11 protein-coding genes are annotated in these 17,298 nt (G+C 55.4%); 6 read left to right on the forward strand and 5 right to left on the reverse strand.

Annotation, left to right across the window (positions count from 1 at the left end):
* Positions 1-92: 92 nt before the first annotated feature.
* Complete coding sequence (gene lnt, locus CGZ80_RS09225) at positions 93-1,841, reverse strand: apolipoprotein N-acyltransferase (protein WP_158222627.1); 1,749 nt, start codon at positions 1,839-1,841, stop codon at positions 93-95.
* A 159-nt stretch (positions 1,842-2,000) separates the two neighbouring features.
* Between lnt and CGZ80_RS09230 the strand changes: the two genes are divergently transcribed.
* The gene (locus CGZ80_RS09230; RefSeq protein ID WP_094413607.1) at positions 2,001-2,879 is read left to right on the forward strand and encodes a DUF2092 domain-containing protein; all 879 of its coding nucleotides are present in this window, start codon (positions 2,001-2,003) and stop codon (positions 2,877-2,879) included.
* 21 nt (positions 2,880-2,900) lie between these two features.
* Here CGZ80_RS09230 and CGZ80_RS09235 read toward each other — a convergent pair whose 3' ends face one another.
* Positions 2,901-4,532: a protein adenylyltransferase SelO gene (locus CGZ80_RS09235; RefSeq protein ID WP_094413609.1), complete on the reverse strand. Its 1,632-nt coding sequence runs from the start codon at positions 4,530-4,532 to the stop codon at positions 2,901-2,903.
* Between the two features lie 212 nt (positions 4,533-4,744).
* Between CGZ80_RS09235 and CGZ80_RS09240 the strand changes: the two genes are divergently transcribed.
* The 4 genes from CGZ80_RS09240 to CGZ80_RS09255 all read left to right on the forward strand — a co-directional run bounded on the left by CGZ80_RS09240 (position 4,745) and on the right by CGZ80_RS09255 (position 13,149).
* On the forward strand, positions 4,745-6,547 hold the full coding sequence (locus CGZ80_RS09240) for a PQQ-binding-like beta-propeller repeat protein (RefSeq protein WP_143543823.1): 1,803 nt from the start codon (positions 4,745-4,747) through the stop codon (positions 6,545-6,547).
* Positions 6,548-6,722: 175 nt separating this feature from the next.
* The gene (locus tag CGZ80_RS09245; RefSeq protein ID WP_094413612.1) at positions 6,723-10,598 is read left to right on the forward strand and encodes a protein kinase domain-containing protein; all 3,876 of its coding nucleotides are present in this window, start codon (positions 6,723-6,725) and stop codon (positions 10,596-10,598) included.
* Between the two features lie 146 nt (positions 10,599-10,744).
* On the forward strand, positions 10,745-11,479 hold the full coding sequence (locus tag CGZ80_RS09250; protein WP_094413978.1) for an ABC transporter ATP-binding protein: 735 nt from the start codon (positions 10,745-10,747) through the stop codon (positions 11,477-11,479).
* Positions 11,476-13,149, forward strand: a complete 1,674-nt coding sequence (locus tag CGZ80_RS09255; protein ID WP_094413614.1) for a hypothetical protein — start codon at positions 11,476-11,478, stop codon at positions 13,147-13,149. The genes CGZ80_RS09250 and CGZ80_RS09255 overlap by 4 nt, the downstream gene beginning before the upstream one ends.
* 36 nt (positions 13,150-13,185) lie before the next feature.
* On the opposite strand, the gene CGZ80_RS09260 is transcribed toward CGZ80_RS09255, so the two are convergent.
* Both CGZ80_RS09260 and CGZ80_RS09265 read right to left on the reverse strand, forming a co-directional pair.
* Positions 13,186-13,986 (reverse strand): flagellar motor protein MotB, encoded by an 801-nt coding sequence (locus CGZ80_RS09260; RefSeq protein ID WP_094413616.1) that lies wholly within the window; start codon positions 13,984-13,986, stop codon positions 13,186-13,188.
* Between the two features lie 232 nt (positions 13,987-14,218).
* Positions 14,219-15,439 carry an OmpP1/FadL family transporter gene (locus tag CGZ80_RS09265; RefSeq protein ID WP_158222628.1) on the reverse strand — a complete coding sequence of 407 codons (1,221 nt, stop codon included), beginning with the start codon at positions 15,437-15,439 and terminating at the stop codon, positions 14,219-14,221.
* Between the two features lie 311 nt (positions 15,440-15,750).
* Between CGZ80_RS09265 and CGZ80_RS09270 the strand changes: the two genes are divergently transcribed.
* Positions 15,751-16,239 (forward strand): response regulator, encoded by a 489-nt coding sequence (locus CGZ80_RS09270; protein ID WP_094413620.1) that lies wholly within the window; start codon positions 15,751-15,753, stop codon positions 16,237-16,239.
* Here CGZ80_RS09270 and CGZ80_RS09275 read toward each other — a convergent pair.
* Positions 16,236-17,285 carry a potassium channel family protein gene (locus CGZ80_RS09275; RefSeq protein WP_158222629.1) on the reverse strand — a complete coding sequence of 350 codons (1,050 nt, stop codon included), beginning with the start codon at positions 17,283-17,285 and terminating at the stop codon, positions 16,236-16,238. The two genes, CGZ80_RS09270 and CGZ80_RS09275, sit on opposite strands and share 4 nt — an antisense overlap.
* Positions 17,286-17,298 lie beyond the last annotated feature (13 nt).

The following is a 17,298-nucleotide window of genomic DNA, read 5'->3' on the forward strand; positions in this document are numbered from 1 at the left end:
GGGGAGAAGTCGTCGTTGCCGGTGAATCGCTGAATTTACACGATCGACCTACACGCAATGGGTGGACCCCATGTGCGGCAGACACGCTGCCGTTACATCGCCTTTGTGGCGGTATCTGTTGGCGAAGTTGTCGGTTCGCGATGTTGGCGGCTTGCCCATAACAGGGCGAGCGAAAGCAGCACACACAACCGCGCCGGCCAATCGCCAATTCGCACTGCCAAGCTCAATCGATCGTCGATTTGTGGTTTGGCCACTAGATGGCCGTTGGTGCCCTGTGTCAATTGATCGACGACACGCCCGTAACTGTCAATCCACACGGTCGGGCCATTATTGGCTGCCGACAGCACGGGACGCCGGCACACGACGGCAAGCAACTGGGCACAGCGTTTGTGATGTTCGATCACGCTCGAGTCATCAAACCAGCCATCATTTGTTGCCGTCACGATCGCATCAGGAAGCGGTCGGTTCTGGTTTCGAAGGACACGGAAATGGTTGACAGAGACACGCTCGACAGCGGTTTCGATGCAAATGTTTGCACTCAAGCCAACTCCATTCACATCGAAGACGCGAGGACCGTCCCCGGTATCGATACCAAGTCCCGGCGGCACAAAGTCTTTGACCCAGGGGATCGATTTGATGAATGGTATGTATTCCCCGAACATCACCAGGTGCATTTTTCCATACCAGTCAGCGACTTCGGCGTTCGGCGTCACATGGACCAGACTGCTATAGGCTTTCGTCGTGTCGCTATATTCGACGACCGCGCAACCGCCGATGAAGTGTGGCGGTTGGTTGGCAGGGCCGTTGCCGTCTGCAAGGACTTGCAGCACATTTGAGGCTCGAAAAAGGAAGCGTTGACGCTGTTCGTTCAGCCAGTCAGTGACCTCGTCCATCGTCACGCCGTTACGTTTGGCGTCGTCCGGATTGCCGTCACCAATGATCCATGGCAGGGTGCCCGTCATCATGGATTCGGGCCACACAACCGCATCTATTTTTTCTTCATTTTTTTTGATCGCGGCGACGGATTCTTCGAGGTAAGCCTGGAAAATCTCAAGCTCGCGTTCCTTCGTTTGGACATACTCGATCGGCTCATTCCTGCCGATCAACGCGATTGTCGCCGGACCTGTGGCGAGTGGATAAGCAAGTCGCCAGCGTCCATAGCCAACCGCAGCGACGAGGAGCACGCTTGCGATCGCCGTACTGACCAGCGGAGTGACCAGGCTCGGACGCGGTTTGCCGCAGAACCATGTCGTCCATTGAAACACAGCAACATTAACGACAACGATCAAAAACGAGACCGCGTAGGTTCCGCCCAAGTCGGCGATCTGAATCAACTGTGGGACATCCGCTAAGCTATGGCCTAACATCAAGACTGAGATGCCGGTCAGGAAATAGTTCCGTACGCATTCCAGCCCGACCCAAACGATTGGCACCACCAGCAGATCGTTCCCGCGATTGATCCGCTGCAGCACCCAAACAAACATCACCGAAAAGCTGGCCAAATATCCGGCCAGTGCGAGCCAGCACGGATAGATCAGCGGATTGGCATGCCGCAGTCCTTGCAGAGAGAGCGCCCAGTACACTGTCGCGGCTAAAAGAATCGCCAGATAGTGTCGGCGGGTCAGGCGACCGGTGCCGGAATTTGCAGGCGACTTGGCAAGGATCAACAGTGGAACGATTGCGACAAAAACGCACGGCCAGAGTCCGACAGGAGGCTGCGCGGTCCAACGAAGTGCCATCGCGGCAATGATCATGAACCAACAGTTTCGCCCGATCGCTGACGATTTGACGTCGCTCTGGGAATTGGTCGTATGATTTGCGGAGGATTCGTGGTCGGCCATGCGCGAATCGTAAGAAATCCACCGTTTGGCCGCCATGCCGGTCACGTGCACCGCCAACGCATTTAAAGTATTCCGAATCGCGGTCTCACTCGATTTTCCCCGCCGTGAGTGAACGACGATCGTCCCTTATCAACTACATGAACGATTGAGCAAAGTTTCGTGAAATCCACCCTACCGATCGCCCATTTGTTGGCAGGAGCACTGCTGATTTTCGCCGCCATGGGGTCTGTGAACGTCCCACGAGCGGTTGCTCAGGAAACGGCGTCTTCGGAAAAGACTGCTGCGACGGCGAAAAAAGACGCTGAGATCCCTGCCGAAACGATCTCCGCGATCGGTCCAATGTTCGACCGGATTCGGCAAGCCAAATCGACGCGTGCTGCTGTCGAGATCACCGAAGAAACGATCGTTGGGGGCGCGGTGATCGGTTCAAAAACGGCGACCTATCAAATCGCTTCCACCGCTCCCCAAAGCTTTACGGTTTATTACAAAAGCGATCAACAGCGTTCGCGTGTTTACAACAATAACGACCAAGCGACGATCGCGATTTCGCCCGAAGCGTTCTGTCATTTAGCAAAACCGAACGGAATGCAAGACGCTGTGTTTGGATTGCCGTTTCCCATGGGGCCTTATCCTGAACCCGTACTCGCGCTGACTCTTGCCGGTGTTGATCCAGCGTTGTCGCTTCTCAACGGGATGGAAACGGTTGAGATCGTGGACCGTAGTAAGTTTCGGGGCGAAACTCCGGCAATTCATTTCAAAGGCGTTCAAGATGACGCGGTCAGTTGGGACCTCTGGGTCTCCGCAGGCGACAAGCCGGCGCCGCTGCGTTTGTTAGTCGACTTAACGGAAATGCTACGTGTCAACGGCAGCATCGAACTGGCTGATGACTACCAGTTCGTTTTACGTTTCGATTTCAAGTCTTGGGCAATTGACTTGGACAACAGCGAGAAACTGTTCGTCTACCCGAACTTGAAGAACGCTCGCCAATACGATTCGCTGCATGCGTACTTTGACGCTCAGAAGCAAACCGATCCTTGATTTCGCGATGAGTTCCGTTCGTTAAGAACTGCATGACAACATCGAACACCCGGCGCGATGCCGTGCCCATTCCGGCCGTTTTTCGGCAAACGCTTCGCGGCCTTGTTGTTGTTCGTATGGATTGCGAAGCACGTCCAGCAGCTCCCACACGCCTTGATGATCACCTTGCTCGCTACGGTCGATCGCTAGCTGTGCCAAGTAATTTCGCAGCACATACAGCGGGTTCACGCGATTCATTCGTTGCTGCCGCTGTTGGTCGCTCACTCCGCCAAGTTGCAATCGATTGCGATACCGGGACCACCACTCGAGCGACTTGGATTTCGTCTCGTCAGTAATCTTATCGGCCGCATAGTACGCTTGGCCCATCGTTTCGATCCACCGATTCCATTGCTCATCGGCAGACGCCGTTTCATCAACCGATTCGCAAGGCAGCTCTGCCAACGAACGATAGAACAGCGTCATGTCGGTTTCGGCGAGAACGAGAACGTCGAGTAGATCGCCAAACAACTCTTGATCGTCTTCACCACGAAACGATTCAAGTCCCAACTTCGCGACCATCATCGAATGCCAAGCGTCTTCGAAGCTTTCTACGTACAATTTCAATCCCGATTGCAGGGCTTCGACGTTGTTGTCGACCAGTGGCAATAACGCTCCGGCGAATTGGGCGAGATTCCATTGTGCAACCTGTGGTTGATGCCCATACCGATACCGTCGCCCTTGAGCGTCCGTGGTGTTCGGAGTCCAGTTGGGATCGTAGTCCTCCAGCCAGCCATACGGTCCATAGTCAATCGTTAAACCTAAGACTGACAAGTTGTCCGTATTCATCACTCCGTGGACGAATCCGACCCGCATCCAATGCACCATCAACTCCGCCGTCCGCTGGCAAACCTCGGCGAAGAATTCGGGATAGACATCGGGGGATGGTTCGCCGAGATGCGGAAAGTCGTTCCGGATTGTAAAGTCGGTCAGGCGTTTAAGCGTGGTGATGTCACCCCGGCTGGCAAACAATTGGAAATTGCCCAAGCGGACGAAGGATGGTGCGACGCGGCAGACGATCGCACCCGGTTCGTCCTTGGGGTTGCCGTCGTAAAACATGTCACGGGTCACTGACTCGCCGGTTAAAACCAGACTCAAGGCGCGTGTGGTGGGTACGCCTAAGTGATGCATCGCTTCACTGCAAAGGAATTCTCGGACGCTACTACGCAGTACCGCCAGGCCATCGGCGAACCGCGAGTATGGCGTCGGCCCCGAACCTTTCAATTGCAAGGTCTGATGTTTGCCATTTACGTCAACAACTTCGCCCAGGTTGATCGCCCGACCGTCGCCCAGTTGACCGGCCCAATTTCCAAATTGGTGCCCGCCGTAGCACATCGCGAACGGGTCCATTCCCGGCAGCAAATCTCCGCCGCCAAACACGCTGGCAAACTGCTGGGATCGGGCTAAAGATTCCGTTAGGCCCAATTGCTGGACAACTTCTTTGGAATACGCGACCAGTTGTGGCCGCTTGAAATTCATCGGGCGGACGCGTGAGAAACAAGCTTCGTAGACTTGTCGCGTCGAGTTCTCGGTTTCGGGGTCACCTGGCAAACTTCGTGTGAAACGATTGTCAAAGGTGAGTGATTCCCAGGCTGTATTCCGTTGGTCTGTCTTCATCAATGAAGTTTAACAGGTACGTCATTTCGGTGCAGAGTGTCCCCCCTTACGAACACTGGTCGTCGATTCCGCTATGGCGGTAGTTGCAAGTGGTTCGTTATTTTGAAAGGCGATTTTCGACGCCAAATTATGGCAACTTTGCCAAGGCGAGTCGGCGGCGGACGAACACGGTTCGAACCCCGTCAAACACAGCTGATCCAAATTCAACCGATATGTCTACCGAGCAACCGACGTCTCTCGATTCATCTACGAGTCCGGAACAAGAATCCCCACAAACGGTCGAAACGGAAGTTGCCGCCGACACGGGGCGTAAGCTGCGGACATGGCCGGCATGGATCATCGCGTTGCTTGCGGTCGGCTTGATCGCGGCACGCTGGTATCCGACCGTTTCGTTGAATTTGATGATGGCCGCATTCATGGGGCCTGCCGCGGCTGGCGGATTGATGCTGCTGTGGTGGTGCTTCTTCAGCCGAGCAAGTGTGAAGGAAAAAATTCTGGGCACGATTGGCTTCATCGCAGTGGTTGTGATTGCGGTCGCCTTGCTTGACAGTTCGATGCAGGACATGGCGACCATCGTGATGGTCGTGCCGACGGCAGTGTTGGCGTTTTTGTTGACGCTGATCTTCTTTGCCGCCCAACCGAAACGACGCCTGCCACTGGCTCTGGTCGTGACGGCATTGCTTGTCAGTTATTGGGAAACGCAAAAGTTAGAAGGTCTGACCGGCCGCTTCGAAGCGGAGTTGCTGTGGCGTTGGGAACCAACCGCCGAAGAACGTTACTTGGCTGAATTGGCCAAACGTGACGACGCCGCCGAACCGTCAGTTGCCGCTGAATCGATTTCATTTGCGTCGGCACCTTGGCCAGCCTTTCGTGGGGCTGAACGCGACGGAATCCTGCATGGTGTTCGCGTGTCAGAGAATTGGAAGGAGACGCCGCCCGTCGAAGTCTGGCGACAAAAGATCGGACCTGGATGGTCGTCCTTTGCAATCGGCGGCGGCCGCCTGTTCACCCAAGAACAGCGTGGCGATAACGAAGCGGTGATCTGTTTGGATGCCGAAACGGGAAAGCAAATCTGGGACGTGACGTATCCGAGCCGATTTTGGGAAGCGATTGGCGGAGCTGGACCACGGGCCACCCCAACGCTCACCGAAAACGCTCTGTTTTCACTTGGTGCCGATGGGATCTTGCTGTGCCTGGATCCGTTGGACGGTCGCGAAATCTGGCGACGCGACTTGAAAGATGACGCTAAACGCAGCGCACCACAGTGGGGCTTTTCATCCTCTCCGTTGATCGCTGATGGAAATGTGATCGTTCATGCCGGCGGCGAGGGCGACCTGGGAGTGATTGCCTACCAGACGACCGACGGAAAAATCGCGTGGTCAGCACCATCGGGTGACCACAGCTATAGCTCGCCTCAACTCGCGACAATCGAAGGCACAGCAGGGGTTTTGATGATGACCAACACAGGGTTGGATTTTCTAGACCCGGCCAATGGGGAGGTGATTTGGCAGCACGCGTGGCCCGTCGAAAACTATCGCGCGTTGCAACCACTGGTCGTCGGTAACTCGGTCTACATTGCCACCGCATTGCAGGACGGAACTCGGAAGGTCAACGTGACGAAACCAACCGACGACGGACCATGGGAAACGTCTGAAGAATGGACCACGATGCAAATGAAGCCGGACTTTAATGACTTCGTATTTTATGAAGGCAATGTCTATGGTTTTGATGGCAGTGTGTTTGCATGTATCGACGCCGAAACTGGCGACCGGCAATGGAAGCGTGGACGCTACGGCAACGGACAAGTTTTACTGTTGGCAGACGCCGGGCAGCTATTGATCACAACCGAGAAAGGTGAAATCGTGCTTGCCAAAGCCTCGCCGGACAAACTCGTCGAGATCGCGAAGTTACCGGTTCTGGACGGCAAAACATGGAACCATCCCGTCGTTGTCGGTGACCGACTGTTTGTCCGAAACGCCAAAGAGATTGCCTGTTACTCACTGACCCTACAGTAGCATCGATCGAGCGGAGGTTGATCGGAAAGCCCGTCGTGGGGTGCCCTGCGCCCCCAAGTGATAGGCCTACAGGTAACAATTGTCTAGCCGTCGAAATTCGGTTCCCCACTTTTGGTTCGTGTTCGTTATCATCAGTGGTGAAGTTTGGTGAACCTGATGAATCGAGGTGGATGACATGCATGATGCAGAATATGTGCGGGACATAGGCCTCTCCTTGGACTCTGCCGGATCCGAGGCGGAAACCATCGACCAGCGTGAAAGCGCGTCGGGTGATGAAGATATCGACTTTCATCTGCATTCGGAGATTCCGGCACAAATCGGCGACTATGCGATCTTGGCGCTGATCGCTAGTGGCGGAATGGGGCGGGTCTATCGCGCCCGACGTAGCGGTCAAAAACAAGACGTCGCACTCAAGGTCATCGCCCGCGATCTGCCTTCCACACGGATGTTGGCGCGATTCGAATGCGAGCGGATCGCTTTGGAGATGATGGATCATCCCAATATTTCGAAGGTCTTGGACTCTGGGTTCGACGAAGCGGGTCGGCCTTTCGTCGTCATGGAACTGGTTCATGGGACTCCGATCGATGTCTACTGTGACAAGAACCGGCTGACGATCAGTGAAAGGCTGCGTCTGTTCCAGCAGGTCTGCAACGCGATTCAACATGCTCATCAAAAAGGCATCATTCACCGCGACATCAAACCGTCGAATCTGCTGGTACAGGCCCCTGAACAACGCGTCCCCTCAGACGTGCAGACGCCTGAAACTCCAGGTCACAGTCCTTCACGAGGCGAAGCGATCGTCAAAGTGATTGACTTCGGTTTGTCGAAGTCGTCACACAACGACACGATTTTGGATTCGTTCGATCAGACGCAAAATGGAGATTTGATCGGAACGATCGAATACATGAGTCCCGAGCAAGCTCGTGTCACCGATGCTGACATTGACTCTCGGACGGATGTCTATTCGTTGGGTGTGATCCTCTATCAATTGCTGACTGGGCAATCGCCGATCGGTCGCTTGCGATCGTTGACCGATAACTTGGAAAGCTTGTTACGGACGCTGCGTGAAGAAGACGTTCGCAAGCCTAGTTATCACGTCCGCACCGCCGGTGACGATGTGTTTGGCTTTGCGCATTGTCGGCGACTTACACCAGAAAAGCTGGCCTCCGACCTCGAAGGCGACTTGGACTGCATGGCGCTCAAGGCACTCGAGAAGTACCCTTGGCATCGCTATCCGACAGCCGCAGCGGTGGCCGACGATGTACAGCGTCACTTGGCCGGCGAAAGTATCGTCGCCAACCCACGACCGCTCATCTACCAACTGCAACGCTCGCTGGTTCGCCATCGCTATATGGCCATGATGGCAAGTGTCGTGATGCTTGCCTTGGGAATCGGATTGGCAGGGTCGATGTACATGTGGTCGCAAAGTGAAATTCAACGTCAGCGGGCGATCATTGCCGAGCGTTATGCACGCGAAGCGGCTGGGCATGCGATCCATGTTTCTGAAAAGTATCAACTGCAACGTGATGCCGCGGTTTCGGCGCGGCAAGCTGCCGAAATAATGGCCGCTCAAACGCATTATTTGCTTGCCCGCGACCGCGGCGAACAAGGACGCACGCGTGAGTCGTTGCAACTGTTGCAGCGTGTCCCGGCATCGGCGCGACAGTTCGAATGGTTTCTTGCCCGAAGCCGGTTGGATTCCAGCTTGCGAACTTTTGCCGGTACGGCGAAACCCACGCAAACGATTGCCTTTGATTATGAAAACGATTGCTTGGTTGCGATGACGGACGATGGGCAGATGCTTCGGCATTCGTTCATTGATTCGACGCCTTCGTCTCGGTCGCGATTCTACCTGGAATCCTCTGGACCGGCGTGTCTTGACAGTTCTGGACGATGGCTTGCGACGGCGACACGAGACAACGGTGTTCATCTGATCGACACCGTAACGGGCGACATTACGCAGCGTCTGGATCCGCAAGACGAACGCATCAACGGCATGAGTTGGCTTGTGGAAGAGGATGAGGACTTAGCCTCTCGCACACTCGTGGTCTCGCACACCGGCGGTTTGGTACGAGTGATCGATTTGGAAAACCGAGAAACGGTTGGTGAAATCCAGCACCCCAGTGGCGAAATCTTGGATCTGTCCTGTTCGCCCCACGGTGACTACATCGCGGTGATGAGTCGGATTCCCTGGGGAGGCGTCACCGACGGACATTTGTATTTGTACGATCGCGATGGTGTCTTGCTTTGGCAGAGCGATAGCGACGAAACCCCGGTTCGTTGTTTCGCCTTCACCGCTGATGGAAACGGCATTCTCATCGGTGACTCTGATGGAAAAATTCGATGGATCGACTCGATGTCTGGCGAGACAGAGCGATATTTTGCCCGCTGTAGTCAAGCACCCGCAACGATCAGCTGTTCTGCTGACGGAAATTTGTTCGCCGTCGGTCGCACCGACGGTGCAATTCAGATTTGGCGAACTGACACTCACCATTCATCTGCCTTGCTTTGTGGGCATACACGCTCGATCACAGACTTGCATTTTCACCGTGACAACGGACGACTGCTTTCGGCGAGTGTAGATAAATCGGTCAAACTATGGGCTGTCGATGATTCCCTACACCGATCCGGGGACGCACCCGAACGGCTTGCGTCGCTCGACGGAATCGTTGGCGCGATGGCGATCGATCCTCAAGGTCGCTATGTCGCCTTTGCAGGCGGCGACTTACTTCGCAACCGGACCGACGCGACGCGCCCGATGGATTCGTCGATCCATTTGCTTCATGCGGTGACCCACCAACCGATCAAGCGTCTCGACGGTCATGATGACGGGATATTGTCGATCGCAATTCGCCCCGGTGGCGACCAACTGGCGAGTGCAAGTATCGACCGTACCGTTCGGCTTTGGGATTTATCCGAACGCGGTCAGCAACCGATCGTCCTCGATCATGGCAGTTGGGTTTCTGCGATCGCATACACGGTTGATGGCGAGATCGTTTCGACCGGGACGCACAACGGTATCGTTCGATTTTGGGAGGCGTCAACGGGAACGCTGATTCGCAGTTTTCGGTCCAACGACAAAATTAAATCGCTCGCGTTCAGTGAGGACGGACAGACATTCGCCAGTGGCGGGACCGATGGCCAAATCCGATTGTGGGATGTCAAATCTGGACAATTACACCACACGATCGACACCAAAACCGATCGGGTGCAGTGCTTGCAATTCGTCGATGGCGACCAGCGGATTATGTCCGAAACGGTTGATAATTCGATCGCGATTTGGAACCTGCAATCGCTGCAGATTGAGCGGCAATTCGAAGGTCACGACCGCGCGATTCGGTCAATCTTGGTTCATCCGCTGGACCAACGTTTGATCAGTTGTAGCGACGATGGAACGATTCGAATTTGGGATCTCGAATCGACGCGAGAACTTGAGTCGATCCGGTTGGCAGATGCGAAGGCTTGGTCGATGGCGCTTTCGGCAGAAGGCGATCGGCTTTATGCGGGTTTGAGAAACGGCGATGTCGTTCACTGGGCGGCGAATCGTCGTTGGCCGGTCACGTCCCTGGCGCTGTATCGTGACCAGATCCTTTCCGCCACCCACAATGTCAAAGCCAACGTGATCGCTACCGCGGGACGTGACGGTTCGCTTTCGCTGTGGAATCCGGCCAGTGGGGAACTGTTGGCCAAAACAGCTGCTGATCATCGGGAAATCACTTCGATCGCCGTCTCCTCGGATCGCACTCGTCTGGTCGCGGCGACCGACAATGGACAATTGGATTTTTATCAAATTGTGCTCGATGACGAAGACCAAGTTGTCATTCATCCCATCGCGTCACTACGTCAATCGAGTTCACAGATTACGACGCTAGCGTTTGACCACACCAATGACTCGATCTTGGGACGCACCTCACGGGGACGTACCTTCGCCGTGTCGCTTCGCAATCGGCGAACGTTCGACCATCAAGACGACGCGATCAGCGAAATCTTGGAGCATGCTTGCCAAGCGGAAAGCGATGTCTATCGGTTGCTGTATACCGACGCCAACTAGTGCCAATCATTTGTGTTGGCCCCCTGGTGTGTGGGTGATGACATCCTCCAGTGATCAATCGTTGGCGTTTTTGCGGCGAGCGCCAAAACTGTAACCTACTCTTCACGCAGCCCCGACTACTCAAACCGCATAACTTGGCCCAGCTCATGCTCCGCTGCGAAGAGCTCCGCAAACTGTACGACACCCATCTCGCTGTTGACGGTGTTAGCTTTTCCCTCGAACCGGGGAGCATCGGCGGACTAGTCGGACCAAACGGAGCGGGCAAGACGACAACAATGCGTTGTCTGGCCGGATTGATCCCCGCGACGAGCGGCAAACTGAACGTCGCCGGGTGTGAACTGACAGACTACAACTCGTCATCGCTGATCGATTTGAAGCGACGGCTGGCTTATGTGCCTGACGACCCGCCGCTCTTTGACGATTTGACGGTGGGCGAACACATGGAGTTTATCGGACGGATTTATGACGTCCCGGATCGCCAAGCGAAGAGCGAAGAACTGCTGGATTACTTTCAGCTGACCGAAAAAATCAATGCCGGGGCTACGACCTTGTCGCGTGGGATGCGACAGAAACTGGCAATCGCCTGTGCGTATTTGTTTGAACCCAGCGTGATTCTGCTGGACGAACCGATGACCGGATTGGACCCTCCGGGGATCCGTCGACTACTCGAGTCGACCCGCGAACGCGCCAAGGCAGGTGCGACCATCATCATTTCCAGTCACCTGCTGGCGATGATCGAAGACGTTTGCAGCCACCTAATCGTGATGCAACACGGACGCCTACAGTTTTTTGGCGACGTCGGGCAGCTGCGTCAGCAGTTCCCTGCGGCGAAGTCTCTTGAACAAGCATACTTTGAGGCAACATCCCCAGTCACGACATGACTACTCCATTGCGACACCTGCTTTGGTTGACCGCGCGTCGAGCGATGTTTCGTCTTCACCGTGGATTCACCCGCCTGCGCTCGCCACGACGAATCGTCGCGTCCGCGATCGCTGTTGTGTTTCTCAGCGTTTACGTCCTGAACGGGGTGCTGATCCTCGCGTCTCGGCGAACCGCTGATCCCGAATCACTCCGCCTGTGGCTTTCCGGCGGGATGGTTCTGTACCTCATCTATCACTCCGTCCGCTGTGTCTGGACCGATCGACAAGTGGATATGGAATACACCGCGGCCGAAAACCTCTGGCTTGGCGGCGCACCGATCAGTCGATCGCTATTCGCCGGATACAAGGTTTTCAGCGTGTTGTTCTCGGCACTCCTGAAGACGTTTTTTCTTGCGATCGCACTCGCACCTGATGTCCAGCACTTTTGGTTGCTCGCCGTCGGCGTGTTTGCTGCGCTGATGATGCTCGAAACGGTGCGTATGTCCTGGCAACGTTTCGTCACCGGGATCTCGCAACGGGACCTGGTGTTCTGGCGAGTGTCATTGTCGATTGTCGCCGCGGCAGCCGTCGTGCAGCTATTCGCTGAATTGGTGCGGATCACGCCGCCCGGTTCAGGACCTGGTGTGTACATGATGCAGAGCTTCACGGCGGTTGGTCATGTCGCGTCAAGCAGCTGTGTCCAGTGGTTGGCGTTGCCATGGCAACCCGCAGCACTGTTGGCGACGACGAGCGAACTGTCCACGCAAACGTTCTCGCAGTTGATCGCATCGATCTCGTTAATTCCTGCCGGGATCGTGATGATGGTCCGGGTTGACAGATGGGCCAACCGAAGCCGACTCGATCGAGAACGCGATGCGTTGGAGACCGGTCAGTACCGTCAAGTCAAAGAGGCCAGTTTGGCGACGCGCTACGCACGGCGCTCGGCATTGGATTTGTTCGAACAGAGACTGCCTTCGCGGACACATGACGCTCTCGCTTTGGTTTGGCGTCAAACACTGTCCGTACGTCGGTACTTTGGCACGATCGCATTCAGCTTTTGCCTGCCAACATTGCTCTGCCTTTCACCTTTGCTGACCGGCCGCGTGTCCAATCAATGGGCCTTTGTCGTTGCCGGGATCGCGTTGTGCACGATGCTGCTGGCGCCGCCCGCGCTGCGGATTGATTTTCGGCGTGATTTGAAACGCATGCTGTTGCTGCGTGGCTTGCCGCTCAATCCGATCAATGCGGTGTTAGGACAAATGCTGTTACCGATTCTGATCACGATGGGTTTTCAACTGACGACGCTCGCAATCGCCGCTTCGGTTGTCCATCCGGGCTGGTCACAGATCCTGGGTTGGTCCGGGATGTTGTCTGCGTTGGCAGTGTTTACCTTCGCCACCGAGAATGCACTGTTTTTGGCATACCCACACCATGAACACGCACAGGGTTTGGGGATGGTCGTTCGCGCCAATGTGATGTTCCTTGGCAAAGCCACACTGATCGCTGCCGCGGTCGGTGCGCTCTTGTTGTGGGTCAGCGTGTGCAGGTCGCTATTTAGCGAATCCTACATCGCGCCGATTTACATCACGGGGGCAATTGCGGGGACATGGAGTCTCGCGATCGCAGCCGTCGTCGTGACGTCCTGGTGCTGGCGCCGGTTTGATATCGCTGCCGATTTGCCGCCGGAATAGTTCGATCACGGCATCAATCGAACGGACACGTTTCGGTTATTGAAACGTGTCCGGATAGATTACCAGCTCGATCCGGCGATTCGCGGCCCGTCCCATCGCCGAAGCATTCGACCCCAAGGGGCGGTTGGCACCTTGGGCGACGATAAAGAATTGAGACACCGGCATTCCGGCTTGTCGCGTCAGCACGTCTAAAACGGCTGACGCTTGTGCCGACGCCAGTTGATGTGCGGTAGCCGATCCCGGCATCCCGTTCGCGTTATCGGTGTAGCCTTCGATGCCGATCTTTTGTCGCGGAAACAGACTGCGAATCTGTGCAGCAATTGGATAGATCACTTGGCTGGCTTGTGGAATGAGCTGAGCCGATCCTGGTACGAACAGTTGATCGCTGGGAATTCCGATTCGAATTCGCTCGCCATCCCGTTCAACGGGCAGACCACCGAGATTCAAGTTCGAAGCGAGTTGTCCAAGGTTCGTGTTGGGAACGATCGAAGCACCACCGCGACGTTGTGCGGAAGCTTGGAAACCGCGTACTTGGTTTTGTGCGTCGTTGGCGGCCAGACGGGCGTCGTCAAGCTGCTGGTTGGTATCAGCCAACTGCTGACGAACCAACGAGAGTTCTTCGCGATAGACTTGGGCTTGTTGTTCGCTTTGAGCAAGCTGCGTGTGAAGCTGACGATTGTTGTCGTCAAGCAATTGGACGCGGCGAGTCAATTCTGCCAACCGGGCATCACCAGGAGCAGCCGCTTGTCCAAACGTTGGGCTGAGCGCACCGTTCTGTGCCGGGTAAGCACCAGCACCGGGAACCGCGAGGTACGGATTCTGACTGCATCCGAGCATGGAACACGCCAGCAACGCGACGCACCACAGCGTGAATGAGTATTGATTAATCCGACTGATCACTGGAATCACCGTCCCTGAAGTCTATGCCTTGGCGGCATCCAAACCGACAAGTATCGGCAAGGAATAGATCGCCACGCCAGCAAAATCAAGATCAGTTACCAGAAAAGCCAATCGTGAATTGCTATCAAACAATCACGATTGGCTGGGTCGGGATTACTTCATGGCGAGCTTAGCGTCGGCGACGGAAGCTGAGTGAGAATTGATGTGCACTCGCGGTGCTGATCGCGTTGTCGTAGTCACCGCCGGTCAAGTCACTGGTGCCAACCGTCACATCGGGGCCGAACATCCATTGGTAGGCGAAGTCCATTTCCAACCCACGCCAGTTCCATCCGTATCCGACCGACAACGCATGTTCGATCGTGGTTTGAATGAAGGGCGTCAGCGTTTCGGCGGGGATGGGGTTTCGGTGATAGATGTATCCCAATCGCAAGACATTGCAGTTTGCCAATTGTTGCTCGACACCAAAACGCAACGACACGGAGTCACGCCAATTCATCGGGATCGACTCGTTGAGTGTCGGTGCCACGATCTGGAACGTCGGGTCGTTCGGGTTGGTCAGTTGCAAGTCGATTTGTCGGTAAGCATTCGACCAGTCCATCCAAATCGCGTCGAATGAGAAGGTGCGGTTGGCGGGTGTTTGGTGAGCGATCCCGACGCCCATCATGCGTGGCCAAACGATATCGATCTGTGAATCGTAGCGCGCGGTTCCGACGCCGGGGATAGCGGCGGTGGTGGTGCCGTCAAGTTCCATGTCCGCTTCTTCGAGGTAGCTCACCCCGATTGTCGTCGCATCGCTGAGGTCATATTGAAAGCCAAGCGACCAATGCGGGGCGATCCCGGTGCCTTGGGCGTCGACCCGTAGACCTGTACCGGCGAGTGCATTGGGTCCCTGCAAGGTGTAGGGGCCTTCGAATTCGACGTGACTGATCGAAGCCCCGACGGTTGCACCAAACGAAAGACGGTCTGTCAGATTGATCGAAAGTGTTGGCAGTACACGGGCCATCGCACCGATGGATTTCATGTGCTGTGGACCAGCCAACGCGCCTTGTCCGTTGAGAATGTATTCCGCCGCGAAGCCCGCTTGGGAAAACATTCCGAGGCCGACCATCACGTCGTCGCTTAACCGTTTCGCGAAAGCAACTTCGCCAATCGGAAACGGGTTGTCGATATCGCCGGTTCGTGGGTTATCCGGATCGGAATACGACAGGTCCGTCATCAGCAAGTGACCGCCGATTTCGATCATCGAATCCCCCTCAAACCCAACAAGACCTGCGGGGTTATCCAGCATGACGTGCGCGTTGTCGTGGTGTGCGATGTTGGTTCCGCCACGACCGATGCTTCTCGCACCGACGCCGTCACGAATCGTGCCGTCAGCGAAAAGATCTGACACCAGCGCAAGACTGGTGATTGCCATAATCATTCTGACTGATGCACTGCATTTCCTAACTCTCATCGCCCACTCGCTCCTTCACGTGCCGAATAACTTCCCAATGATCTCAAACTGGGGCTTTCGAACCATCGTTACGCAGTCGCGTCATACTTTGCACGATGTGGACAAAGAGCGAATGTGAGGGAACACCCGCGCCCGGTTTGGAGGGGCAGACAAGATTCCTGAAGTAGCCTTTGTCGATGACGTAAACTCGGATGAGACCACGTCGGAAGACGCGTTAGCGCGGAGGCTAAAACGCATGGAGCGATTTTATGTTCGATCGTGACAAGAACATTTCCAATAGCAAAATCCTAGTGATCGACGACGAACAAATCGTCATCGACGTGATCACTGCGCACTTGAACGTTGCCGGCTATTGGAATGTTGTCGGGATCTGTGATTCAATCGATGCCGCTGGGCGAATGAAACAAGAAGGCCCAGATTTGGTCCTCGTTGACATTTCGATGCCAGACGTGAGCGGGAACTATCTGTTGCAAGTTGCCCGCGATGAACCCTCGCTCAAAAATGTCCCGATCATCGTTGTCACCGGGAATGACTCTCCCGAGATACACCGCCGTGCAATCGACCTAGGTGCACGCGAAGTCTTGACCAAGCCGGTCGATCCGCGACGATTGCTGAAACGTGTGGAGCATGCGTTGGAGTCTAAGTTTCGGCGTGACGAAACCACGCATCTTGAACGTTTGCAACGCAGCAAACCTGCTAACGAAATCTATCGAGAACTCCGCGGTCGGTATCGCTAGTGAATCGTGTCGATCAAGCCATAGGCTTGTCGAAACGCGTTGACGTCTTTTTGTTTCCCCATCACCAAAACGGTTTCGCCGGCTCGAAATGTACGGTCGCCTGGCGGGTTGAAATCCAGTGCCTCCGATTTTGACTTTACAGCGACGACCAATAATTGGTGTTGATCACGAACTCGCATCTCGGCAATGGATCGGTCTGCCAGTTTGCTGCTCTCGGGGATTGCCAGTTCGTCTAGCATCAGGTCTTGGAACTCCGGCTGCGTCAACGACGAGAAAAACTGTGCCGCGGTCGGTCGTGTCACCAAGCGTGACAGGTATTCAGCGACCATTTGGTGTCCCATGACCACTTCGTTAGCACCGGCTTGGCGAAGTTTTCTGGACGTGCTTTCTTGGTCAGCGAGTGCGACGATGCGGATGGTGGGACAAAGGTTGCGGGCCGACAACGTGATAAAGACGTTTTCGGCATCGGTCGGAAGAGCCACGACGATCGCACCGGCTTCGGAGATGTTTGCTTCCTTGAGCGCGTCTTCGTCGGTTGCGTCCGCGTTGATCGCCAGGTAACCCAAATCGATCGCCTGTTGATAATTGTGCGGATCGATTTCAACGATCACAAAGCCACGATTTAGGCGGGCCAAATCGTATGCCAGGATCGGGCCGCTTTTACCAAACCCGCAAATGATCGTGTGGTTCTTCAGCCGGGAGATCTCTCGTTCCATTCTTCGTAGCCCAAAGGCTCGGTCCAATTCGCCTTGCAGCGTCAGTTGGATCAAGCCGGTAAACGTGTACGCACCGGCGGTCGTCCCGAGCAGGATCACCGCCATCGAAAGCAATTGTGCCGCCGTATCGTGATTGCTGTGTTCGCCATAGCCGACGGTGGAAATCGTAATCACGACCATCCACATCGCTTCGATCCATTCGTAGTTCGCGAGGTAGCGAAATCCCAAGACCGCGAACAAGACGATTGCCGCAAGCGCCGTCGCACCACGACGGATTTTGACAAAGGGCGAATTGATCGGGCGGATCGGATGGAGCGGTCGAACGTTCATGGTGTCAGCTAGC

Origin of the sequence: Rhodopirellula sp. MGV (assembly GCF_002251265.1) — a bacterium.
In the GTDB taxonomy this organism is placed as follows: Bacteria; Planctomycetota; Planctomycetia; order Pirellulales; family Pirellulaceae; genus Stieleria; species Stieleria baltica_A.